The following is a 23822-nucleotide window of genomic DNA, read 5'->3' as shown; positions in this document are numbered from 1 at the left end:
TTGTGCTGTTAATCGTTACGTAGTGCGGCCATAGGTTTTGCTTTAAGCAGTAAAACCAAAGGTCTAAAGCAAGCGAATAGCGCAATACATAAGGTAATACTCCAAGCGAGTAATTGCAGTCTTACATCAAGTATCAGCCATGACATTAGCTGTCCTTGTAACATGTAAAAACCCACCATTACCGCGGCGAGAGCAACCGCAAAGCCAATGAGCACAGGGATAATAGCTTCAACACTCATTAGCTTGAATAAGCGCGCTTTTTTCGCACCTAATGCCATACGAATACCAAACTCATAACGGCGTAGACCCAGGTTGTAGCTCAGTACCCCAAAAATACCGATTGCTGCTAATAATAGAGTAAATAGCGCTAAGGTACTACACAGAACCACTGTCAGTCGGCTCATATACAGTAAATTGTCGTACTCTTGTTGCAGGTCATTAAACTGCCACATGGTTAAGTCGCTGTTCTTTTCTTTTAGCGTATTAAGTATTTGTTTATTAGTCAGCTTAACGCCTTCAGAAGCTTTGATAGTAAACATGTAGCTATACGGTGTTGCAGGCCACCAAATGTGACGACCAAACGATTCATCGTAGTATTTAGGGTGATTAAAATCTTCGGTTACACCCACCACTTCATACATCTTTTCTTCTAAGCCTTGGTAGCTCTTGCCGATAATATTTCTATAGTCTTGGCCTGGTAATAAGTTCTCTGCCACGCTGACTGATACCAGTATTTCGTTGGTTTCACCTCGTATTGCTTGTTCAGTAAAGGTGCGGCCGGCGAGAATTTTGGTGTTAACTAAAGCAAAGTAATCAGGCCCTACCCACTGACTAGGGAAGAAAACGGAGCTTTTACCGTTTACATCAGTCAAGGTGTTGGCGTTTTGTCTTTGCGAAACAGGGCTGTGACCCAGGGCAACATCATCAATGCCTTGGCTATCAAGCAAAACCTGCTTGTATTGCAGCATGTGTTCGTAGCGCTCAGCCAATGACATTTGATTATTTGGCTGGAAAAGGTTAGCAAAATACAGGTTTTCGGTATCACTACCGAGTGGGCGGTTAATCGTGCCCATGGCTTTACTGACTACCATCACTGAAAAGCTAACAAGCAGCGCGGCAACAAACATTTGTGAGCCAATTAAAATACGCACTGTACGGCCAGATACCTGCGAAACACCGCCTTTACCACTGTTTTGCATTTGCGTATTTAGGGTTTTGTAATTTACCAAACGTGCTGTAATTACAGAGAAAATATAAGCAAGAGCAATACACAGTATAATGGCAACAATAACTAACGTGGTATCAACGGCTAAGCTATTCACCAGTGGTAAACGCCCTTCTGCCAATACTTTAAATAAACGTATGCCCCATACCGATAAAAACAGCGCAATGCTTACTGATAAGGTCATTAAAATCAGTGATTGTAAAAAGATACTTTTAAATAGCGTGCTGCGTTTTGCACCTAACACCGCCTGCAAGGCGAGGGTTTTATGTTGCGCAAGAGCGCGTGAGAAGAACAAAGTGCTTACATTAAGTACTGCAATAATCAGTAGCCCTACCGCACCGGCTAACATCATCAAGCTTAAGTCATCGTTATTACCCAGCTCAACGTCACGATAAGGGGTTACTTCAGGTTTTACATCGGTGATCCCCCCGTTGTTTAGCCATTCTGATTTAACCGTATCAATTTGCTGTTTTAAATCGACTTTAACTTGATCTATGGTGACCCCAGGCTTTAAAACAGCAATTAGTTTTAGGTTTTTGAACGTGTTTGTCCATGGGCTTTGCCAATCGTCATTGTGAAAGAAACGGCGGTCAGCACTGGATGGAAACCACACTTCAACATCACTTGCTTTAAACATGTAAGGTGGGCTGAATGAGTCATCAACAACACCGACGATACGGTGAACATAATTGGTTTCACCAGCCATGACTGAGAGTGTTTTACCAATAATGTTCGGGTCGCTGTTGTAATGTTTGCGCCAGAAGTTAGCAGATATAACAACCCGGTCATCAGGAGTTTCTAGCGTTTCTCCAAGGTCAAAACCTTGTCCCATTAAAAATGGCGTGTTTAATAAGTCAAAATAGTTGCCGCCAACATACAGCACAGGCTCTTTCGGTTCGCCATCAAGGTTTGCAAAAATTTGCTCACCTGCATTGATCATCATACTTTGTTCAAAGCTTTGATTATGCTTAAGCCAATGCACCATCGACTGATAGCTTTGAAAGCCAGTAGCATCATAGTCATCATAGGTAAGTGATTGCTCAACCACCACCATGCGTCTTTCATCGTACACATCAAGGGGCTTTAAAAAGTAGCTGTTAACAAGGCTAAGCACCACAAACAAGGTGGCCAGTGTTAAAGCAAGCGTTGCGATAACCGCAGTGACAAAGCCCGGTGCATTCATTAATGATGCCCACGCTAAGCTTAATTGGGCGCGTGTTTTGGTTAATTTCATCACATCACCTCGGCGCTTTCGAGAACTTGCTCAGCAGTGTCGCTGCTAGGTGCTTGGCGAGCTTCAGAGTAGGAAACAATTTCACCATCTAACAATTTAAGTTGCGTTTTAGCGCGCCCGGCATAACGTAAGTCATGGGTTACCATACAAATCGTGGTGCCTTTTTTATTTAGCTCATCGAGCAAGTCCATGACAGCATCACCATTTTTTGAATCTAAGTTACCGGTTGGCTCATCCAACAATAAAATGCTTGGCTTGCCAGCCAATGCGCGGGCAATGGCAATACGCTGTTGTTGACCACCAGATAATTGGTTTGGTTTATGCTGAGCACGGTGGCCCATTTCAACTTCATCAAGGGCTTGTTTTACCGCAAGCTCTATTTCGCTCGGGCTCATGGCTGGCTCTCGGTAAGTGAGCGGCAGTGCCACGTTGTCAAACACCGATAATTCATCAATTAGGTTAAACGACTGAAATATAAAACCAATGTGAAGGTTTCTAAGTTCAGCTTGCTGATCCATATCGAGGGTTTTTGTGTCGACTTCTTTAATGAAATAGTCGCCAGCAGTTGGGCTATCTAGTAAGCCTAGTAATGACAGCAACGTCGATTTACCACAGCCAGATGGGCCGCTAATGCAAATATAGTCACCCTGGTTAATATTCAGGCTGATGTCTTTTAATGCATAGGTTTCAACATTTTGGCCGCGATAAACTTTGGCGATTTTGTTTAATGAGATAAGCGTGTTGGTTTTCATAAGCTGTCCTGTTCGATTTTTATTGTTGCCAAATGCTGCCATTTAGAAAGGTCAGAAATGATCAGCTGTTCGCCCACGGTGGCACCGCTCAAAAGTTGAATTTGATTGTCACTGAGTGTACCAAATTCGATATTCGTTGGCGTTGCTAACTGGGTATTTGGATTAAGTTTAAATAGCGTGGCTTCGCTGTGTGCTTGCGCTTTTTGCGGCACGTTAATGGTTAACGCATCGGGAATAATGTTGCTAACAACATAGCCTTCAATGCTTAAATCTGGGCGGGCATTGGCAGGCAGTGTGCCTTGTAAATCAAGTTCAATAATCACCCGACCATCGGTAACGATAGGGTCAATTCGGGTGACTTTGGCATCAACTTCACCGTGGCTTGCTTGGCTAAAGGTGTTTACTTTTGCTGCCATATTGAGTGCCACTTTTTCGGCATCAGCTTGCTTCACACTCAGCTCTGCTTTTAGTGCTTTGTTTGAGCCAACCACAGCAAGGCGGGTGCCCGGCACTAGGTTCTGACCAAGTTCAACATTCAATTCTTGTAGCATGCCATCGATACCTGCCGTTATTTGCAGCTGATCAAAAGCGTGTTGCTCAACTTGATAATTAAGCTCAAATTGGCTTAATAGCTCTTGCTGTATTTTGCTACGTTGTAAGTGCATTTCTTTGAGCTGAGCGAGGCGTTGCTGCTCGATACTTACGCGCTCTGTAAGCTGTGCAACGTTTAGCATGCTTCGTTTATAATCTAGGCTTGAAACAATTCCTTGTTCGATCAGTTTACTTTCGGCATCGACTCTAAGCTCTGCGCTTTGTAGCTCACTTTTTAAAATGGCGAGATTCGCTTGGCGTTCAAGTAGCTCACTTTGCTGGTTAATTTTTTGCTCATTAACACTGGCTTTTTGGCGAGCGAGTTCTAGCCGAGCGACCGATAAACGCTGCGCTTGCTGAGGGTTTACTAGGCTTAAAATCACCGTGTTTTTGTTAACAATAGTGCCGGGGTAAACGTGGATAGCTTCGACCATTGCGGTGTCAGTATTGGTTAAATAGCGTTGATACTTCGGTTTTAAACGGCCAAAGCCACGTATTTTTACTACAAAATCGGCTTGTTCTACGGTTGCTATTTGCAATTGGCTTGCAGAAACTACTGTGGGTGTCGCCCATTGATAAACCATTATAGCGCCAAGCGCTGACACGCTAATAGCTGCACCAATAAGCCATTTTTTAGCTTTTGATTGCTGAGGTTTACGTTTTAGAGTGCTGTCTAAATCCATTGGCTATATTTCATTGCGTTGTAAGTTTAGCAACACAAAAGCGAGGAACGTGCCAAGGTTTAATTTATTGATTTTTATCGTTTTTTAATTTTTTGATTAGGTGGGCTTTCCCACTTTTGGGATTAATAAAATCAAAAGTGGGACAAACTATAATGCAGTGTTTACTGGGTTAATTCTGCAAGTTTAGCCAGTTGCTTTTTAGCATGTGCGTTATCAGGTTTAAGCTTGAGTACTTGGTTATAGTTGGCTATTGCTTGTTTAAGGTTACCGAGATACCAGTACGCTTCTGCTAGGCTATCAAAGGTATTGTAACTATTAGGGTAAAGGTGTGTGTTAAGCTTAAAAACCGCTAATGCTTCATTGAGTTTGTCTTGGTTGATAAGCGAATAACCCCATAAGTTAATATCGTTTTCAGCAAATTGAATCTTCTTTTCTTTGCTTAATTGATCCGCAGCCGCAATTGCATTTTCGTAGCCTTGTACTTCAAGAACTTGCCATAAGCGTTTTATATTTTTGGGCAGGCCAAAGCCATTCTCTTGTTTCATCTCTGGAATATAAAAGCCAGCAATTTCATCTACAAATTGCGATGGCATTGCACCCATTAAGTTGGTTAAGATCACAATTGACATATTATCTTCTGGGTAAACAAAGATACCAGCCCTGTTACCACCCACAGCGGCTAATGCAGGATGCTCTTCTCGGTCCATAACAGGCCAGCCAAGACTGTAGCCGTTTAAACGTTGATTGAAGCCTTGAGTGTGACCGCTTTTTAGGCGAGTCGGAGTCCACATTTGCTGTATACTGTCTTCACTAATAAATTGATTTGTTTGTAAAGCGATTAGCCAATTTGCCAATTCTACTGCTGTTGATGCCATGCCTGCGGCGGTTTGTAACATTTCAGAAAAAATGGCTTCTCTTGAGTTGAACAGTTCATCGCCTTGATTTTCGTATCGTCTTGCTGAGTGCTTTACAGCATTGTTGAGGTTATTAAAGCCCGCTTCAAGTGTTCTGCTCATTTCAGCCTGCTGTAATTGGTTTTTTTCGATAAATTGCTGAAATGGCATCCCCGATAGTTTGTTAATTAACTTACCAATAATAACGTAATTTGTTTGGTTGTATTTAAAGCGAGTGCCTGTTTCGAATTCTAATGGCTTGGTTTGAACTAGTTGCCATGCATCATCGGGTCCTTGATCTGAGATTAAATCAGCAACTTCACCTTTTATTATGTCAGGTAAGCCTGATGTATGGCTCATTAACTTTCTGGTTGATATAGCGTGCCACTCAGTTGGCAATTCTGGCAGATAAGTGCCTATAGGCGCATTAAGATCTAATTTCTTTTGCTCAACAAGCTGCATCAGCGCCACACCAACAAAAGCTTTTGTTGCAGAATTAATGGCAAATAAAGTGTTGCCATCAACGGCGATATTATCTTCAATATTTGCAACTCCGTAGCTGGCAACTTTAGTTACTTTATTATCTCGAACGACGGCGAGTTGTAGCCCTGGAATATTTCTTTTTTGCATTAACTCAACCACCCATTGGTCAAGCTCATCTGCATGTGCAGAAAAGGCGCAGAAACTGGCTGATAGCAGTGTTATGGTCGGAAGAATTAATTTTTTTGCTAGTTTTTTGCAAGCTGTGTACACGATGTTGTCCTTAGTGTTCATTTTTATCTATTATTTTTTACTTAGATAGTTTTGATGTGAGCACTAAAGCGAGGAGTATGCCAATGTTTAATGTTTTGAAATTTATAGTTTTTATTTTTTTCTTGGTTTGGGAATTCCCACTTATGGGAATTTCAAATTAAAACTGGGAGTGAAAGCTTAAATTAGCTTTCTTCGATTTTGCCAACCTGTGAAAGTTGATTAAACAAAATGCCCGCTTGGGTGCGGTTATAAACATTAAGCTTGCGTAAAATCGCTGAAACATGCTGCTTGATAGTAGTTTCTTGAATCGACATTTCAAAAGCGATTTGTTTATTCAATAAACCGTCGGCAATCATCGCCAATACGCGATATTGCTGTGGTGTAAGCTTTTCAAGATTGCGAGCAAATTCGCTTTGTTCGTCGTTTATCACTACATCGGTTAAATCAACTTCGGGTGGTAGCCAAGTGTCGCCATTTAATACATGGCTAATTGCTTCACTGATGACATCTAAAGAAGATGACTTAGGAATATAGCCTGCAGCGCCAAGACTCATGGCTTGTTTGATTATGGCGGGGGTTTCATTGGCAGAGACCATAATCACTAAGATATCTGGGTAGTGATTTCGTAATTGCGAAAGGGCTTGTAGGCCATTTGCACCTGGAATAGTTAGGTCTAAGAATATCAGTTCAATTTCAGGATGTGCATTTAATAGTGCGAACAAGCCATCAATGTCACTTGTTTCTTTAATATGTTCTTCGGGCACTGATGTCGCGGCGGCTTGACGCAGTGCACTTCTAAATAACGGGTGATCATCGGCGATTATAGTGTTCACAGCTAAAGACATTCCCTCTATTCTCCAATGCGTTATGTTATAAGTGATTTTGCGCTTTGAAACAAGGTTTGCCTGAAGGGAAGTTTCAGACAAACCTTTCTCACACAAGGATTTAGGTTCTTTTTTAGAAACGGTAACCAACAGTGAAGGCAACAGTGCGAGGGTCGCCGTAGTAACCGATTAGCGTATTATCACCACCTAAACCAGGGGTGTATTTGCTCGTATCAGTTGGATCTGTTGGATCAGGTGCTACGAATTGGTAACCACCAATCATGTACTCTTCATCCGTTAAGTTTTTGCCGTAAAGACCAGCAGTCCAGTGACCGTCTGTGCTGTACCAAGTAATGCCCATGTTAAAGATACCGTAAGCATCTTGAGTGAGTAGGCTATCTTCTTCGAATAGAGCGTAGTCGCCTCGGTGGTAGTAGTTACCATTTACTACAAAATCACCCATTTCTGTGTACATGCGATAGGTCGCACCTAGATTGAAGGTCAAATCTGGCGTGTTTGATACTGTGAAGCGATCTGATTTGTCGAATGCCTCACCTGTTTCAGGGTCGTAATCAATTACGTTATCAAAGCTACTGTCTATATAGCCAATTGATGCATCAAAGCTTAGTGATTCTGTGGCTACGTAGTTAAGTTCAAGTTCGATACCATCTGAGGTTGATTCACCAATGTTACCTAAGCGTTGGTTTAGATCAGATGCACTGTCTCCCGGTAACACCGAAATATACTGACGGTCTTTATGATCAAGGGTGAACAAGGTTACGTTCGCACGTAAGTTATTATTCCACTCACTCTTCATACCGATTTCGAATGAATCAACGATTTCAGGTTTTGCTGCAGGCTCTGCGGTTGTTGCTCGCGGGTTGAAAGTACCTGACTTAAAGCCTTGCGCATAACTTGCAAAGAACATGATGTCGTTTGAATACTGATATTCAACACCAGCACGTGGTGTGAAGCGTGACCATTCTTCTTCATCATCTAGTACGGTTGGTACGAGTTGACCTTCTGGGCGAGTATAACCAGGGATCCAACCTGATTCTGGATATACAATGTCAAAAATTAGGCCGTTGTTAACAAGCGCCTCTTTTTTGTCTTTGGTGTAACGTGCACCCAATGTCATTGACCATTGATCATTAAAGTCATAGCTACCTTGAATATACGCAGCTTTACTATTTGAGTTACTACAACCACTAACTTCACGAGTGAGGCCAGGAGCGCCTAAGCTTTGACCTAAGATACCTAAAATTGCCTCAAACTGGCCACATGATTCACCATCGTAATAGTAAAGGCCAGATACAAATTTGTAGTTATCACCTTGATGGTTTAGCTGTAATTCGTGAGTAGTTTGTTCATCATCGTAAATAGCGGGTACATCGAAAATCGGCAACGACGTATTATCAAAGTCGATATTAGTTGGTGAGTAGCTCTCTCGGCTTGAGCCTATGTATTTTATGCTCGTGCTGTCAGTCATATCCCAACGAGCAGTTAAGCTGTAGCCTTCTAGTTCAACTTTGTTCCATGTTGGTAAGCTGGTGTATGAGTCATACACACTGTCTGGAACTGGTGCATCTGTTAGTAGGCTAGGAAGTAAGCGGTAGCCACCTTTCGCGTTAGATTTATCTTCTGTTTTATCCCACGCAAAACGGAAAAATAGGTCATCAGTAGGCGTGTATTCTAAAGTAACACGAGCTGCGGTAACGTCTTTGTTGTAGTTTTCGCGGTCTTGGTTATCAAGAGCTGATGTTAAAAACTCACCAAAACCATCACGATTAAGTGTTGCAAAACCAAAACCTACATAGAGTTTTTCGTCAATAATTGGCAGTTGACCAGTAATTTTTAAATCTTTTTGGTTATAGCTACCTACAGTGCCTTGTATATTTAAAGTTGCATCACCGCTCATTTCTTTGGTGACGTATTTAATTGCACCACCAATGGTATTTTTACCGTAAAGCGTACCTTGTGGACCACGTAATACTTCGATTTGTTGCACATCAAGAAGGTCAAGCACCGCACCTTGTGGGCGAGCAAGATAGACATCATCAATATAGATACCAACACCCGGCTCATAACCCCACAATGGGTCTTGCTGACCTACACCACGAATAAACGCAGTAATTGTAGAGTTAGTACCACGGCTTGCTTGCAAGGTGGTATTTGGCGAGAACTGCTGAACTTCGGTCATAACGACGATACCGTTTTCTGCAAGCTCTTCAGCACCAACTGAAGTTACAGCAACAGGAACTTCTTGCAGGTTTTCAACGGTTTTACGCGCTGTTACCTGAATACGTTCTAGTTCCCCTTTTTTTGCTGCAGGTTCGGCTTGTTCTGCCGCTTGAGCACTGACACCTGCTAATGCAAGTGATACAGCCAGAGTAAGTGGCGCGACTTTTGGGTTAAGCTTTATCATGTTGTATTCCTTGTTATTGTTGTCATTAGTCTTATGGCCACTCTCGTTGATGTTGCCGAAGACTTAATAAGTTTGCCCGTGTCACCTGTCAGTTAATGTAGAAGATAGTTGCAAAAATTGAATTAGTACCATAGTGCTATACCCACCACAGCCCTTTATTTATCAAGCAATTAAGCTATTTTTAAAGCAGATAGTACCTTAGTGTTATGTATTTTTTAGGCGCTTAAGGTAAGACTGATAGCATTATTCCGATGTCACCTCATCTGTGTAATAACAATAATTATAGGAATGTCTATGCTGAGCATGATAGGACTGTTAGGCGGTTTAATACTGCTGATCATTTTAACGCTGCGTGGGGTAAATTTATTTATCGCCGCGCCAATCTGTGCGTTGTTAGTCGCACTTAGTAGTGGCATGGCCATTTTCCCTGTATCGGCAGATACAAACTTTATTAACGCCTATATGGATGGCTTTGCTGGTTTCTTAAGTGCGTGGTTCTTTATGTTCTTGCTGGGTTCTTTATTCGGTAAGTTCATGGAAGACACCGGTGCTGCAGACAGTGTTGCGAGCTATATTGTAGGCAAACTAGGTATGAAACACGCAGTTCTTGCGGTGGTGATCGCCTGTGCAGTTTTAACCTACGGCGGCGTGAGCGTCTTTATTGTTGCGTTTTCTGTTTACCCAATGGCATTAAGTTTGTTTAAAGATGCAAACTTACCGCGCCGCTTTATTCCAGCAACCCTGGCATTTGGCTCGGTGACCTTTACCATGACTTCGGCAGGCTCGCCAGAAATTCAAAACTGGATCCCGGTTAAGCACCTTGGCACGTCGCCATATGCAGCATGGGAAGTGAGCTTAGTGGTGGCCATTTTCATGGCAACAGTAGGTTATTTTTGGTTAAACAAGATGATCAAAAAAGCCGTTGCCAATGGTGAAACTTTTGAAGCTCGTGATGATGATCCTGTCATTATTGAGCGTCGTCGTCCGCACCCAATTACTGGTGTGATCCCGCTAATCGTGGTGTTACTTTTATCATTTACTCTACATGATGTACTGCAGCAAACAGCACTTATTGTAGCCTTGCTTGGTGGCGTATTGAGTATTGTGATTATCAACTTCAAGCATTTTCACGATATGGGAAATGCAATTAATGTTGGTACAACAGGCGCTTTAGTGGCAATCGGTAATACTGCAGCAGTGGTTGGTTTTGGAGCTGTAGCGAAAGTATCACCGGCATTTACCGCAGCAGTAGATGTGATGACTCATATGCCTGGGAATGAGCTGGTTGGCGCTGCAGTGGCAGTGAGTGTAATTGCTGGTTTAACGGGCTCTGCTTCTGGCGGGCAAGCTATTGCATTACCACTTGTAGCACCGGGTTATTTAGATATGGGAGTTAATCCTGAACAGCTGCACCGCGTGGTGGCAATTAGTTCTGGAGCTCTCGATACCTTGCCGCATAATGGCTATGTAGTGACAACAATACGCGCTATCTGTAAAGAAACGCATCAACGAGCGTATTGGTCAATGGCAGCACTTACTGCGGTCGTTCCGCTTATCGGTGTCGCATTGGCACTTGGACTCTTTATTTTCTTTTAAGGAACAGCAATGAAAACCAAATTAATAATTTTGCTATGGCTGGTTGTATTTAGTAGTACTGCGTTTGGCGCCGAAAACAAAGCCGAAACCATGCTAGTGGAAAAACAGCATTTTACGACAAAGGATTTTACCACTGTGTCTGGCGTGACCTTGGAGCAAGTGGATATTGGCTGGGAAAGTTACGGAAAACTAAACGCCAATAAAGATAACGTGATTTTAATTACTCATTATTTCTCTGGCACTTCTCATGCCGCAGGCAAATATAAAGCGGATGATGCCCTACCGGGTTATTGGGATGCGATTATCGGCCCAGGCAAAGCTATCGATACGAATAAATATTATGTGATTAGTTCAGATACGTTAGTGAATGCCAACTGGCATGATGAAAATGTAATCACCACAGGCCCTGCGTCAACTAATCCTAAAACAGGCAAACCTTATGGTTTAGATTTTCCTGTGGTTACGATTACTGATTTTGTGAATGTGCAAAAGCGTTTACTTGAAAGCCTAGGTATCACTAAGTTACATGCTGTGATGGGCGCATCAATGGGGTCGTTTCAAGCACTTGAGTGGGCAACGCGTTACCCAGATAAAGTTGAGCGTTTAATTCATGTGATTGGCGCTGCAACGATGGATGCATGGACAGTCGCAGCACTTGAAAAATGGGCGTTACCAATTCGTTTAGATAAAAACTGGCAGCAAGGTAATTATTACGGCAAAGAGCGTCCGTTAGATGGCTTAGCGGCAACCATGCTTAATATTACGCAAGATGCGATGCATCCAATTATTTATAACGCGAGCTTCCCTGACTTTAACGTGCTTGATGAAGGCGCGTTAAAAGACATTCGTACCTTGCCTAAGTTAAACCAAGTACTAGCACAACGTGCAATGGCACGTGCGAAAACCCAAGATGCAAATCATGTACTTTATTTGGTCCGAGCATCACAACTATTTACCGCTGGCATGCAAAGCGATTTAACAACTGCACTTAAAAATGTATCTGCCAAAACATTATTACTACCCGCAACGAACGACTTACTGCTTCGCCCTGAAAACATGCGCACCGTGTTTGACACCATGAAAGCAGCAGGTAAAGACGTTGAGATTTCAGAAATTGAAGGGGGCTGGGGACACCTTGATGGCATTTTCTCAATCGCCCCTAAAGCGCAGCTTATCAGTGAGTTTTTAGAGGAGTAACCCGATGAGCAAAACAGTTTTAATTACTGGTGCAGCCAGTGGTATTGGTTTATATGTTGCCCAGCAACTAGCGATGCAAGGCCACACTATTATTGTCACTGATTTAAATCAGCAAGCTGCAAAACAGGCGGCAGCAGGTATTGTTGAGCAAGGTGGTAGCGCCGAAGGGTATGCACTTAATGTGGCAGATAGTGATGCAATAGAGCAGTTTTTCAATGAGCTTAATCAGCCGATTGATGTGCTTATTAATAATGCGGGTATTCAGCACGTTGCAAAGCTTGAAGATTTTCCGGCTGATAAGTGGCAGTTTTTACAGCAAGTTATGCTCGTTGGCCCGGCGATGATGACCAAAGCCGTGCTACCACGAATGCGTGAACAAGACTTTGGTCGCATCATTAATATTGGTTCAATCCACGCCATGGTGGCGTCCAAATATAAGTCAGCTTATATCGCTGCGAAGCATGGCTTAATCGGCTTTGCTAAAACTATGGCACTGGAAACTGGCGATGCCAATATCACTATTAACACTGTGTGCCCAGCGTATGTAAAAACGCCGCTAGTGGAGCAACAAATTGCCTCACAAGCAAAAGAGCACGGTATTTCAGAGCAACAAGTGATTGACACGATTATGCTGGCACCAATGCCGAAAAAAGCATTTATCGGTTTAGATGAGATCCTGCATACCGTTAGCTTTTTAATGGCCGATGCAGCACGCAATATTACCGCCCAAGCAATCGCCATTGATGGCGGTTGGACTGCACAATAGGAGGAGCCAATGGCAGGTTTTGATAAAGTAGTTACAAGTTACAGCGAAGCGATGGCAGGCCTTGAAGATGGCATGACAGTGATAGCGGGTGGTTTTGGTTTATGCGGTATTCCTGAGGGTCTGATTGCACAAATTAAACGTCAAGGCACCCGTGATTTAACTGTGGTATCGAATAACTGTGGCGTTGATGGTTTTGGTTTAGGTGTGCTGCTTGAAGACAAACAGATCAGCAAGATGGTTGCCTCTTACGTTGGTGAAAACGCACTATTTGAGCAGCAGCTATTAAATGGTGAACTTGAAGTTGAGCTAACACCGCAAGGCACTTTAGCTGAAAAAATGCGTGCTGGCGGGGCGGGCATCCCTGCATTTTATACCGCAACAGGGGTGGGGACCCCGGTAGCTGACGGTAAAGAAACCCGCAATATTAATGGTCGCGATTATTTATTAGAGCCAAGCATTACTGGCGATTTTGCGATAGTTAAAGCATGGAAAGCAGATCGCTACGGTAACTGCATTTATCGTCATACGGCGATGAATTTTAATCCGATGGCAGCAACCGCAGGCAAAGTTACGGTTTCTTGAAGTTGAAGAAATTGTTGAGCCAGGAGAGCTGGAGCCAAGCCAAATTCACACGCCGGGTATCTATATTGATCGGGTGATTAAGGGTGAATTTGAAAAGCGCATCGAGAAAGTTACCACTAAGCAAGAGAATCAATAAGGAGCACGCTGATGGCATTATCACGAGAACAAATCGCTAAACGCGTGGCGATGGAACTACAGGATGGTTACTACGTTAACTTAGGTATAGGTATTCCAACCTTGGTCGCTAATTATGTCCCTGATGGCATCGAAGTGATGCTGCAATCTGAAAATGGTTTACTCGGTATGGGGCCATACCCAAGTGCAGACCAAGTTGATGCCGATATGATCAACGCAGGCAAAGAAACGGTCACTGCTGCAACGGGGGCGGCTATTTTTAGCTCTGCTGAAAGCTTTGCCATGATCCGCGGCGGCCACGTTGATTTAACCGTACTGGGTGCGTTTGAAGTGGACCAAAACGGCAATATTGCCAGTTGGATGATCCCGAAAAAGTTGGTTAAAGGAATGGGCGGTGCGATGGATTTAGTCGCCGGTGCTAAAAACATTATTTGTACCATGACCCATGCCAACAAGCATGGCGAATCAAAACTGCTGACCGAATGTAGTTTGCCGTTAACAGGTGTTGGTTGTATCAATAAAGTGATTACCGATTTGGCACTTTTAGAAATTAAAGACGGTGCATTTCATTTATTAGAGCGTGCCCCGGGTGTCTCGGTTGATGAGATTATTGCTAAGACACAGGGCAAGCTTATTGTCTCTGGCGACATTCCTGAGATGACTTTTAGCTAGTTTTACGACTTTAAGCAGTTAATTTGCCTAGAATTTATACTAAACCCCAATAATGTGCTTTTTGTTCATGACTTTTATGAACAAAAAGCCATTTATCACCATCAATGCAACTTACCCCCTAAACATTTCGTTAATCTATCGTTAACACTATGCTCCAAACCAGATCGCCATTTGCAGTAGGCCGATCAACGACAACAAATAATTATAATCTGGTGTGGAGTAATTCATGAAAGCAAGTAACACACAGCTCGCTTTAGCCTTTGTAGCGGCGTTAGCAAGTACATCAGCATTCGCACAAAGCGACACTGAACAATTACAGCAACAACTCGACGCACTTCAAAAAGAAGTGGACTCATTGAAAGCATCAAGTAGCTTTAACTTAGAGTTTGGCGGTCGCGTTCAACTTGACTACAACTACTTTGATGGTGCCTACAATGCCAATAATGAAGGTACAGGGGGGAGTGAATTCTTCCCTCGTCGTATCCGTACTTATGTTGAAAGTGAACATGGCAAGTGGGATCACAAACTACTACTCGAATTTGCTGAAGGCACGGCTGAAATCGTGTTAGCGCGTGTACGTTATGCATTCGACAACGGCTTAAAAGTAAAAGCCGGTAAAATCCGCGAAGATATGTCATTAAATGCACTAACCAGTTCAAAACATATTAATACTATTGAGCGCAGCACCCTTGCTAATTCTTTCTCACCTTTCTTCCGTTGGGGTATCTCGGCTTATCAATACTTTAAAGACTCAGGTTTACGTTATGCCGTGGGTGTTTACAAGAACGATGCGTTTGGTGCCTCAGGCCACGACGAAGATGACAAACTGACATTGGCTGTAACAGGTCGCTTAACGTGGTCTAGTGCAGCACCAGGTGATGTGATTCATTTAGGTGCTTGGCACTCTTATCGTGATATGGGTGGTAATGATTTAAGCGCTCGTTTTGCCCGTGGTGAAGTGCGTGAAACCAATGTTCGCTTAGTGGATTACGCGGTCGGTGGTGAAACGGCTGCGCTTGATAGCATGTCGCAAAGCGGTCTTGAATTTGCCTACCAAGCGAATGCATTCACTCTAGAGGCTGAATATGCCAGCCGTTATCTCGATACGGTTGATAGCAGCAATGAACTTGATGGAGAGCGTTTTGATGGCTTTCATGTTTCGGCAAGTTATTTCTTAGGCGGTGAGCAGCGCCGTTACAAAGCAGGTTCAGCATTATTTGTGCAACCAAAAGGGATTAAAGATGCATGGGAGCTTGTTGCACGTGTGTCACAAATGAACGCCAGCAGCAAACAGCAAGGTACCGACGTAACCACTTACACAGTAGGCACATCATACTACCTAAGCAGCGATATCAAATTTATGGGCAACCTGATTTACAGCGATGTTGATGGTGCCGGTGCTTCTACACTGGTAGGTGATGAAGATTCAGGTATGGGCATCAGTGCTCGTATGCAGTACTTATTTTAGGAGTCGTGCATTATGACTAAGTTTAAATCATTAAAAAGCTCTCTTTTAGCAGTTTCGTTATTAGTAACCAGCCCGCTAGCATTGGCAAACTTACACTTTTTGGTACCGGGTGGCCCTGGTGGCGGTTGGGATACCACAGCACGTGGTGTCGGTGAAGCAATGGTGAAAGCGGGCATTGAAGATAATGCATCGTTTCAGAATATGTCGGGCGGCGGCGGTGGCCGTGCGATTGCTTATTTGATTGAGTCGGGCACTAAAAAAGGCGATATGTTGATGGTTAACTCAACGCCTATCGTACTGCGCGCATTATCAGGCAAAATTCCTTACAGTTATCGCGATTTAACGCCAGTTGCCAGCATGATTGCTGATTATGGTGCGTTTGTTGTGCGTAATGACTCACCTTTTAAAACATGGCAAGACGTTATTGATGCAATGAAAAAAGACCCTGGCTCTGTAAAAGTAGCGGGTGGCTCAGCGCGCGGCAGCATGGATCACTTAGTAGCAGCACAAGCGGTGAAAGCAGCGGGTATTGATGGTCGTCGATTACGTTACATTCCTTACGATGCCGGTGGTAAAGCGAAAGCAGGTTTATTGTCGGGTGAGGTCAACTTACTTTCGACAGGCTTAAGTGAGGCACTCGAAGTCGCTAATGGCGGTCAGGCACGGATTTTAGCGGTGACTTCTGCAGATAAATTGCCAGATTACCCAGCAATTCCAACCTTAAAGTCGCTAGGTTACGACATGGAGTTCGTAAACTGGCGCGGCTTTTTTGCGACCCCAGATTTACCTGCAGATAAGCTAGCAGAGTACACAGAAAAGCTGCGTAAGCTGCAACAAACCCCTGAATGGGAAGCGGTTCGTGCCCGTAATGGTTGGCTAAATCTGTTTCAAGAAAAAGACGCGTTTATTAAATCGCTTGAGCAGCAAGAAGCGCAATTACGCGTTGTAATGAAAGAACTTGGTTTTATCCGAGGCTAAGGTTAGACAATGTTAAACCGTGAACTAATTGGACCAAGTTTATTCTTGGTCCTCTTTACCCTCTACGCCCTTGTGGCTTGGCAAATTCCACTTATGCCATTTGAAGAGTACGAAAGTGTTACTTCAGCAACCTTACCAAAAGTGTATGCAGTATTCGGTATCGTGGTGTGTGTACTTTCGATTGGTGCCAACTTATTAAAGCAGGCGCCTGCAGGAAAAGCAGAGCTACTCAGTAAAGGCAACTTACTACGTACCTTTGCACTGTTGGTTTTAATGGTTGCTTATAGCGCCATGCTTGAACCGTTTGGTTTTTTAATTGCCACCAGTGCATTTTTAATTGCTGGCTTTTTTATTATGGGTGAACGCCGTAAGAAGGTGTTGTTGTTTGCTTCAGTGCCTGTGGCCGTGGTTTTTTGGTTTTTAATGACACAAGTACTGGGCATCTACTTAGTACCTGGCAATTTGTGGAGTTAAGTTATGCTTGATGGAATTATGTTAGGTTTGTCGACCGTACTCGACTGGAACAACTTGTTATATGTGATTGTAGGCTGCTTTGTTGGCACGTTCATCGGTATGTTACCTGGTCTAGGTCCAATTACTGCGATTGCGTTGATGATCCCGATCACTTACAGCATCGGTGCTGATTCGGGCATGATTTTAATGGCCGGTGTTTACTACGGGGCTATATTCGGTGGCTCTACTTCTTCTATTTTGATTAATGCGCCGGGTGTGGCGGGGACGGTAGCGTCATCGTTTGATGGCTACCCGCTAGCAAAGCAGGGTAAGGCAGGTAAAGCCCTTGCGATTGCAGCTTATTCATCCTTTATAGGCGGTACGATTGGGGCCATTTTACTGATGGTGGCTGCGCCTTTATTAGCAAAAGTGTCATTAAGTTTCCAATCGCCTGATTATGTTGTACTGATGTTTTTAGGCTTAACGGCCATTGCCGCGTTCTCTAATAAAGGGCAATTTCTAAAAGCCATGATGATGACGGTATTTGGTTTAATGCTGGCAACAGTAGGGATTGATCCCTCTTCAGGTACCGAGCGTTTTACTTTTGGCCAAGCTGATTTATTAGATGGTATTAGCTTTTTATTAGTAGCAATGGCAACGTTCGCGTTGGCTGAAGCACTGATTAATGTGGCACGCCCTGAAGCTGAACCAGATAAAAAAATTGATGATCCTGATACGCCAAAAATTGGCTCAACAAAACTGACTAAAGAAGAAGTAAAAGACATGGCTCCTGTGGTTGGCCGATCATCTTTACTTGGCTTTATTGTCGGTGTTTTACCGGGCGCAGGGGCAACCATTGCCAGCTTTATGGCCTATGCCACTGAGCGGAACCTTGCTCCAAAGGCACTGAAAGATAAATTTGGTAAGGGCTCAATGCGTGGCTTAGCCGCACCTGAGTCTGCTAATAATGCTGCTTGTACGGGCTCATTTGTACCATTACTGACTTTAGGTATTCCGGGTTCGGGCACTACTGCGATTATGCTAGGTGCATTAATTGCCTACGGTATTCAGCCGGGTCCTATGCTAATGCAAGAAAATCCAAGTGTGTTTTGGGCGGTAATTGTCAGTATGTACTTTGGCAATATTGTACTGCTTATTTTGAATTTGCCGTTGATCCCGTATTTTGCCAAAGTGCTGGCAATGCCTAAATCTGTGCTGACAGTAATGATTTTATTCTTCAGCTTAATTGGCGTGTATTTAGTGTCATTTAACACCTTTGATTTATTTATGATGGTGGGCTTTGCGCTGGTGGCCTTGGTGCTTAGATTGTTAGCTTTCCCGATGGCGCCTTTATTACTTGGCTTTATCCTCGGTGATATGATTGAGCGAAATTTCCGCCGTGCGATGATGATTTCAGATGGCTCGCTGAGCTTTTTATGGGACCGCCCATTAACACTGAGTATTTTTGTGATTTCGATCTTAGTGTTGTTGTTCCCACTGAAAGACTATATTGTCCAACGTCGTAAAGACAAAGCAGCTACGCAAACAGGGCAACATGCGTAGTACAAGGCACTGATATGAGATACACCAATAAGCTAAACCCATTTCAGCATGTGGTTAAAAAACCAAAGCGCTTAGAAACGCGGCTCATCATTTGGGTTACCGGTCTATGTGTTTTACAGGCTGTGTTGTTTGGCGCTTTGGTGTATCAGATCACTGCAGAAAGCTTACATAACCACATGGGTGATAAAGCGCTTTCGCTAGCAACCAGTATTGCTTCACGAGATGACGTGCTAAACGCATTACAAACGAAGCAAGGGCTTAATGAGTTAAATAAGCAAATAGAGCATATTCGTGAACTAACCGCAGCTAGTTTTATTGTTATCGGTGATAGGAATACCCGTCGCATTGTTCACCCCGACTCTGACAAGCTGGGTAAACCTATGGTGGGTGGGGATAGTAAAGCGGCGCTACGTGGTGAGCGTTATGTGTCGATTGCAAAGGGGAGTTTGGGCGAGTCTATCCGTGGCAAAGTCCCTGTACTCTCAGAACAAGGCGAAGTCATCGGCTTGGTATCGGTTGGCTTTTTAGTACAATCAATTGAACCGCTCATTCGTGCTCGTAGTGCTGAAATCATGCTTTGGGGCTTGTTGTTAGTCGGTTTAAGTATTTTGGCTGCGGTGTATATCGGGCAACGGGTTCGTAATGCTATTTTTGGTTTACAACCTGACGAAATTGCAAGGCAGTTCTCAGAGCAAGATGCTATTTTGAATACTGTTCGTAGCGGCATTATCGCCCTCGATCCAGAAGGTAACGTGCGTAACTTAAACCAACGTGCTTGCGAAATCCTTGGTAAACCGATCAGCTGCATTCATCAGCCACTTAAGCTTGAAGATTTACTTCCTGAACATACTGAGTTTTTGATGCATAACCAACAGCGTCCGATTGTAGGTTTTGAATTATTTGCTGCAGATAAACGCATTGTGTTGTCGCGATATGCACTGCAAGTGCAAGGTCAGGCTGATGGGATTTTATTGAGTATGCGCCCAGCGGATGAGCTTGAGTATTTATCGCAGCAATTAACTAAAGTGCAAGCTTTTGCTGAGCTATTACGAGTACAAACTCATGATTACTCAAACAAGCTAAACTTGATTGGTGCATTAATTCAAATGGGACAAACTGAGCAGGCTATTGAGTTAATTGGACAAGAAAGCAAGGGCTCGCAAGCACAGATCCATCATTTACTCGAAAGGATCCAAGATCCGGTACTTGCTGGGTTACTTGTTGGTAAATACCATAAAGCCCGTGAATTAAACGTAATACTTGAGCTTAATCCAGATAGCTTATTGGGAGCAATCACCCGTAAAGATATGCTGGAACGGGTTGTCTCGATACTTGGCAATTTGATTGATAACGCAATTGAAGCCGCTATTCGAGCTAGCGATACACGTACCCCTAAGGTTCGTGTTACGGTTGATGAAACCAGTAAAACATTATTGTTTGATGTTGAAGACAGCGGTTTTGGTTTAGGCGATGACAAGGATGTGATATTTACACCACAATACAGTTCTAAGTCAGGGGCTGAGCATGGTATCGGCCTTTATTTAGTTAAAACCAACTTAGATTCGTGTCGTGGTAGTTTAGAAATAGGTGAGTCTGATCTGATGGGGGCACGTTTAAGTGTCTACATTCCAAAATAATAAAAATGATCAGCCTATAAATAAAAGGTAAAGAACATGACTTACTCAGTTGTCATTGTTGAAGATGAAGTAGAAGTTGCCCAATTATTGGCGCAATATTTATTACTTCCTCATGGCGTAGCTGGCCAACAAGGGGCGCGGCAAACACTGCGTCAAGGGCAATATCAGGTTGTTGGTATTGCAGGCAATCTTGCCACTGCGAAAGCGTTATTATCGGCCGTTAATGCCGATTTAATTTTGCTCGATATTCATTTACCCGATGGCAATGGTCTTGATTTACTTAATGAGTTGCGCCGCGAGGAAATGAAAAGCGAAGTAATGCTTTTAACCGCAGCAAAAGAAGTAGAAACACTAGAAAAAGCCATGCAGCTTGGCGCTTGTGACTTCTTGGTTAAGCCATTAATGCTAAATCGCTTAGATCAAGCATTGGCACGATTCGAAGCAAGACAACAATGTTTCTCAGATGCCGATGAAGTAACCCAATCTATGGTCGATACTTTATTTGGATCGCAAGAACAGTTAAAAACGCCAGTTAGGCTACCAAAAGGGGTGGATCAGCTTACTTTGCAAAAGATCTTAAAAGCTTTTAAAGCGAATATTGGCACGGCTTTTACTGCTCAGCAAATGGGGGATTTAGTGGGCGTAAGTCGCTCAACAGCCCGCCGTTACCTCGAATACTTGCTTGAAGCTGAGCAAGTCAGTGCTGATCAGAGCTACGGAAGTATCGGGCGACCTGAGCGCTGTTATAAAATGACAAGCAGCTAATCGCATCATTTAATTGCCAAATCAGCTCTAAATTAGCGATTTTAGTAGCATAAACTCACTGTTCGGCACGTTAAAAAGTGCCGCTTATCCTGAGCATAGAAAAATTTTATAAAATTGATTGCATTTTAAGCGACTTCGATGGTGATGTTCGCTTTAAGTAATGCTATACTCCCGCCGAATAATTTTTCGACTTTATTAAGAGTAAAATAATGGCAGATTTATCGAAGTACAGAAATATTGGTATTTTCGCCCACGTTGACGCGGGTAAAACTACCACCACTGAGCGTATCCTTAAGCTTACGGGTAAAATTCATAAGACTGGTGAGGTACACGACGGTGAGTCTACTACTGACTTCATGGAACAAGAAGCTGAGCGCGGTATTACAATCCAATCAGCAGCTGTAACTTGTGAGTGGAAAGGCCACCGCTTAAACGTTATCGATACTCCGGGACACGTTGACTTCACAGTAGAAGTATACCGTTCACTTAAAGTACTAGACGGTGGTATCGGTGTATTCTGTGGTTCTGGTGGTGTTGAGCCGCAGTCAGAAACTAACTGGCGTTATGCGAACGAATCAGAAGTTGCACGTGTAATCTTCGTAAACAAATTAGACCGTATGGGTGCTGATTTCTACCGCGTTGTAGGTCAAGTTGAGAAAGTACTAGGTGCTAACCCACTAGTTATGACTTTACCAATCGGTATCGAAGACCAATTTTGTGGTGTTGTAGACGTACTTGAGAAAAAAGCATACGTTTGGGATGAGACTGGTCTTCCTGAAAACTACGAAGTACAAGACGTTCCAGCTGACATGGTAGACAAAGTTGATGAATACCATGAAATGCTTGTTGAGTCTGCTGTTGAGCAAGACGAAGACCTAATGATGGCTTACATGGAAGGTGAAGAGCCTTCTCTAGAAGACATCAAACGTTGTATCCGTAAAGGTACTCGTGATCTTGCGTTCTTCCCAACATACTGTGGTTCTGCATTCAAAAACAAAGGTATGCAGTTAGTACTAGACGCGGTTGTAGATTACCTACCTTCGCCTACAGAAGTTGACCCACAACCTCTAACTGATCCTGAAACAGGTGAGCCTACTGGTGAAGTAGCAACTGTTTCTGCAGATGAGCCACTTAAAGCGTTAGCGTTCAAAATCATGGACGACCGTTTCGGTGCACTTACGTTCATCCGTATCTACGCTGGTCGCATGAAGAAAGGTGACACAATCCTTAACTCAGCAACTGGTAAAACAGAGCGTATCGGCCGTATGGTTGAGATGCAAGCTGACGAGCGTAACGAACTTACTGAAGCACAAGCGGGTGACATCATCGCTGTTGTTGGTATGAAGAACGTTCAAACTGGTCACACTCTTTGTGATCCTAAGCACGAATGTACACTTGAAGCGATGATCTTCCCTGATCCAGTAATCTCAATCGCTGTTGCTCCTAAAGACAAAGGCGGTAACGAGAAGATGGGTATCGCGATCGGTAAGATGGTTGCAGAAGATCCTTCATTCCAAGTTGAAACTGACGAAGATTCAGGCGAAACCATCCTTAAAGGTATGGGTGAGCTTCACTTAGATATCAAAGTAGATATCCTTAAGCGTACTTACGGCGTAGACCTAGTTGTTGGTCAACCTCAGGTTGCTTACCGTGAAACTATCACGAAAGAAATCGAAGATAGCTACACGCATAAGAAACAATCTGGTGGTTCTGGTCAATTCGGTAAGATCGATTACCGCATCAAGCCAGGCGAGCAAAACTCAGGCTTCACGTTCTCTTCATCAGTTGTTGGTGGTAACGTACCTAAAGAATTCTGGCCTGCAGTTGAGAAAGGCTTCGCATCAATGATGCAAGAAGGTGTTCTAGCTGGCTTCCCAGTATTAGACGTTGAAGTTGAACTTTTCGACGGTGCTTTCCACGCAGTTGACTCATCAGCAATCGCGTTCGAAATCGCTGCTAAAGGCGCTTTCCGTCAGTCTATCCCTAAAGCGGGTGCACAACTTCTTGAGCCAATCATGAAAGTTGACGTATTCACTCCGGAAGACAACGTAGGTGACGTAATCGGTGACCTTAACCGTCGTCGTGGTATGATCAAAGACCAAGAAGCTGGCGCAATGGGCGTTCGCATCAAGGGTGATGTACCACTTTCTGAAATGTTCGGTTACATCGGCCACTTACGTACAATCACGTCAGGTCGTGGTCAGTTCTCTATGGAGTTCTCACACTACGCACCATGTCCTGCAAACGTTGCTGAAACAGTAATCGCTGCAGAAAAAGAGAAAAAAGCTGCTAAGTAATTAGCCTTTTAATTCTTTGAAAAAACCCGCACTAGTTGCGGGTTTTTTATATTCTAAAAAGATATTTAATTGATATAAACAAAACTATTCAATGTAAATGGTTGATTTTTGTTCAGTCCTTCTTATACCAACCCGCAATAATACTTAATCATTTTGAGGGATTAAACCTGTCGCTAACTGCGTTAAAAATTTCTCATTTAGAACAACTAAATAACGAAATTTTTGCCTTGTTATCAACGAGGTTTAATTGCCTCAAAATAGACTACTTAATTAAGCGGATTGGTATTAATTGTCGCAATCCAATAATCTCATTCTTTAGTATCTATATATATC

The 23822-nt window shown here is 43.3% G+C and carries 17 protein-coding genes and 1 pseudogene; 12 read left to right on the top strand and 6 right to left on the bottom strand.

Features of this window, described 5'->3' with window-relative positions; all coding sequences use genetic code 11:
* Positions 1-8: 8 nt before the first annotated feature.
* The 6 genes from HYD28_01760 to HYD28_01735 all read right to left on the bottom strand — a co-directional run bounded on the left by HYD28_01760 (position 9) and on the right by HYD28_01735 (position 9380).
* Positions 9-2462, bottom strand: coding sequence for an ABC transporter permease (locus HYD28_01760; GenBank protein QLE07802.1), 2454 nt, complete (start codon positions 2460-2462; stop codon positions 9-11).
* A complete protein-coding gene (locus tag HYD28_01755; protein QLE07801.1) occupies positions 2459-3211 on the bottom strand; it encodes an ABC transporter ATP-binding protein in 753 nt (250 codons plus the stop codon). The genes HYD28_01760 and HYD28_01755 overlap by 4 nt, the downstream gene beginning before the upstream one ends.
* The gene (locus HYD28_01750; GenBank protein QLE07800.1) at positions 3208-4485 is read right to left on the bottom strand and encodes an HlyD family efflux transporter periplasmic adaptor subunit; all 1278 of its coding nucleotides are present in this window, start codon (positions 4483-4485) and stop codon (positions 3208-3210) included. Before HYD28_01750 ends, HYD28_01755 begins: the two co-directional genes overlap by 4 nt.
* Before the next feature lie 161 nt (positions 4486-4646).
* A complete protein-coding gene (locus HYD28_01745; protein ID QLE07799.1) occupies positions 4647-6152 on the bottom strand; it encodes a serine hydrolase in 1506 nt (501 codons plus the stop codon).
* Positions 6153-6313: 161 nt separating this feature from the next.
* The gene (locus tag HYD28_01740) at positions 6314-6976 is read right to left on the bottom strand and encodes a response regulator transcription factor (GenBank protein ID QLE07798.1); all 663 of its coding nucleotides are present in this window, start codon (positions 6974-6976) and stop codon (positions 6314-6316) included.
* A gap of 112 nt (positions 6977-7088) precedes the next feature.
* Positions 7089-9380, bottom strand: coding sequence for a TonB-dependent receptor (locus HYD28_01735; GenBank protein ID QLE07797.1), 2292 nt, complete (start codon positions 9378-9380; stop codon positions 7089-7091).
* A gap of 294 nt (positions 9381-9674) precedes the next feature.
* Between HYD28_01735 and HYD28_01730 the strand changes: the two genes are divergently transcribed.
* The 12 genes and pseudogenes from HYD28_01730 to HYD28_01675 all read left to right on the top strand — a co-directional run bounded on the left by HYD28_01730 (position 9675) and on the right by HYD28_01675 (position 23489).
* On the top strand, positions 9675-10976 hold the full coding sequence (locus HYD28_01730; protein QLE07796.1) for a GntP family permease: 1302 nt from the start codon (positions 9675-9677) through the stop codon (positions 10974-10976).
* 9 nt (positions 10977-10985) lie between these two features.
* Complete coding sequence (locus tag HYD28_01725; GenBank protein QLE07795.1) at positions 10986-12173, top strand: homoserine O-acetyltransferase; 1188 nt, start codon at positions 10986-10988, stop codon at positions 12171-12173.
* A gap of 4 nt (positions 12174-12177) precedes the next feature.
* Positions 12178-12939, top strand: coding sequence for a 3-hydroxybutyrate dehydrogenase (locus tag HYD28_01720; GenBank protein ID QLE07794.1), 762 nt, complete (start codon positions 12178-12180; stop codon positions 12937-12939).
* Positions 12940-12948: 9 nt separating this feature from the next.
* A pseudogene (locus tag HYD28_01715) lies at positions 12949-13657 on the top strand (CoA transferase subunit A).
* Positions 13658-13668: 11 nt separating this feature from the next.
* A complete protein-coding gene (locus tag HYD28_01710) occupies positions 13669-14328 on the top strand; it encodes a CoA transferase subunit B (GenBank protein ID QLE07793.1) in 660 nt (219 codons plus the stop codon).
* A 226-nt stretch (positions 14329-14554) separates the two neighbouring features.
* Positions 14555-15796: a porin gene (locus HYD28_01705; GenBank protein QLE07792.1), complete on the top strand. Its 1242-nt coding sequence runs from the start codon at positions 14555-14557 to the stop codon at positions 15794-15796.
* 12 nt (positions 15797-15808) lie between these two features.
* Positions 15809-16774: a tripartite tricarboxylate transporter substrate binding protein gene (locus tag HYD28_01700; protein QLE07791.1), complete on the top strand. Its 966-nt coding sequence runs from the start codon at positions 15809-15811 to the stop codon at positions 16772-16774.
* A gap of 9 nt (positions 16775-16783) precedes the next feature.
* Positions 16784-17248 (top strand): tripartite tricarboxylate transporter TctB family protein, encoded by a 465-nt coding sequence (locus HYD28_01695; protein QLE07790.1) that lies wholly within the window; start codon positions 16784-16786, stop codon positions 17246-17248.
* A gap of 3 nt (positions 17249-17251) precedes the next feature.
* Entirely contained in the window at positions 17252-18790 is a 1539-nt protein-coding gene (locus HYD28_01690; protein ID QLE07789.1) for a tripartite tricarboxylate transporter permease, read from the top strand.
* Positions 18791-18804: 14 nt separating this feature from the next.
* The gene (locus tag HYD28_01685; protein ID QLE07788.1) at positions 18805-20427 is read left to right on the top strand and encodes a sensor histidine kinase; all 1623 of its coding nucleotides are present in this window, start codon (positions 18805-18807) and stop codon (positions 20425-20427) included.
* A gap of 36 nt (positions 20428-20463) precedes the next feature.
* The gene (locus HYD28_01680) at positions 20464-21192 is read left to right on the top strand and encodes a response regulator (protein QLE07787.1); all 729 of its coding nucleotides are present in this window, start codon (positions 20464-20466) and stop codon (positions 21190-21192) included.
* 209 nt (positions 21193-21401) lie between these two features.
* A complete protein-coding gene (locus HYD28_01675; protein ID QLE07786.1) occupies positions 21402-23489 on the top strand; it encodes an elongation factor G in 2088 nt (695 codons plus the stop codon).
* Positions 23490-23822: the final 333 nt, after the last annotated feature.

Source organism: Pseudoalteromonas shioyasakiensis, assembly GCA_013391845.1.
Classification (GTDB): Bacteria; Pseudomonadota; Gammaproteobacteria; order Enterobacterales; family Alteromonadaceae; genus Pseudoalteromonas; species Pseudoalteromonas apostichopi.
This window is presented reverse-complemented; position numbering and strand designations above follow the sequence as displayed.

What these genes read in the sequence shown, in the direction of transcription:
- HYD28_01740 (QLE07798.1), bottom strand. Translation starts at nt 6,976, where the DNA reads ATGTCTTTAGCTGTGAACACTATAATCGCCGATGATCACCCGTTATTT.
- HYD28_01730 (QLE07796.1), top strand. Translation starts at nt 9,675, where the DNA reads ATGCTGAGCATGATAGGACTGTTAGGCGGTTTAATACTGCTGATCATT.
- HYD28_01725 (QLE07795.1), top strand. Translation starts at nt 10,986, where the DNA reads ATGAAAACCAAATTAATAATTTTGCTATGGCTGGTTGTATTTAGTAGT.
- HYD28_01705 (QLE07792.1), top strand. Translation starts at nt 14,555, where the DNA reads ATGAAAGCAAGTAACACACAGCTCGCTTTAGCCTTTGTAGCGGCGTTA.
- HYD28_01680 (QLE07787.1), top strand. Translation starts at nt 20,464, where the DNA reads ATGACTTACTCAGTTGTCATTGTTGAAGATGAAGTAGAAGTTGCCCAA.
- HYD28_01750 (QLE07800.1), bottom strand. Translation starts at nt 4,485, where the DNA reads ATGGATTTAGACAGCACTCTAAAACGTAAACCTCAGCAATCAAAAGCT.
- HYD28_01755 (QLE07801.1), bottom strand. Translation starts at nt 3,211, where the DNA reads ATGAAAACCAACACGCTTATCTCATTAAACAAAATCGCCAAAGTTTAT.
- HYD28_01675 (QLE07786.1), top strand. Translation starts at nt 21,402, where the DNA reads ATGGCAGATTTATCGAAGTACAGAAATATTGGTATTTTCGCCCACGTT.
- HYD28_01735 (QLE07797.1), bottom strand. Translation starts at nt 9,380, where the DNA reads ATGATAAAGCTTAACCCAAAAGTCGCGCCACTTACTCTGGCTGTATCA.
- HYD28_01690 (QLE07789.1), top strand. Translation starts at nt 17,252, where the DNA reads ATGCTTGATGGAATTATGTTAGGTTTGTCGACCGTACTCGACTGGAAC.
- HYD28_01720 (QLE07794.1), top strand. Translation starts at nt 12,178, where the DNA reads ATGAGCAAAACAGTTTTAATTACTGGTGCAGCCAGTGGTATTGGTTTA.
- HYD28_01700 (QLE07791.1), top strand. Translation starts at nt 15,809, where the DNA reads ATGACTAAGTTTAAATCATTAAAAAGCTCTCTTTTAGCAGTTTCGTTA.
- HYD28_01695 (QLE07790.1), top strand. Translation starts at nt 16,784, where the DNA reads ATGTTAAACCGTGAACTAATTGGACCAAGTTTATTCTTGGTCCTCTTT.
- HYD28_01745 (QLE07799.1), bottom strand. Translation starts at nt 6,152, where the DNA reads ATGAACACTAAGGACAACATCGTGTACACAGCTTGCAAAAAACTAGCA.
- HYD28_01685 (QLE07788.1), top strand. Translation starts at nt 18,805, where the DNA reads ATGAGATACACCAATAAGCTAAACCCATTTCAGCATGTGGTTAAAAAA.
- HYD28_01710 (QLE07793.1), top strand. Translation starts at nt 13,669, where the DNA reads ATGGCATTATCACGAGAACAAATCGCTAAACGCGTGGCGATGGAACTA.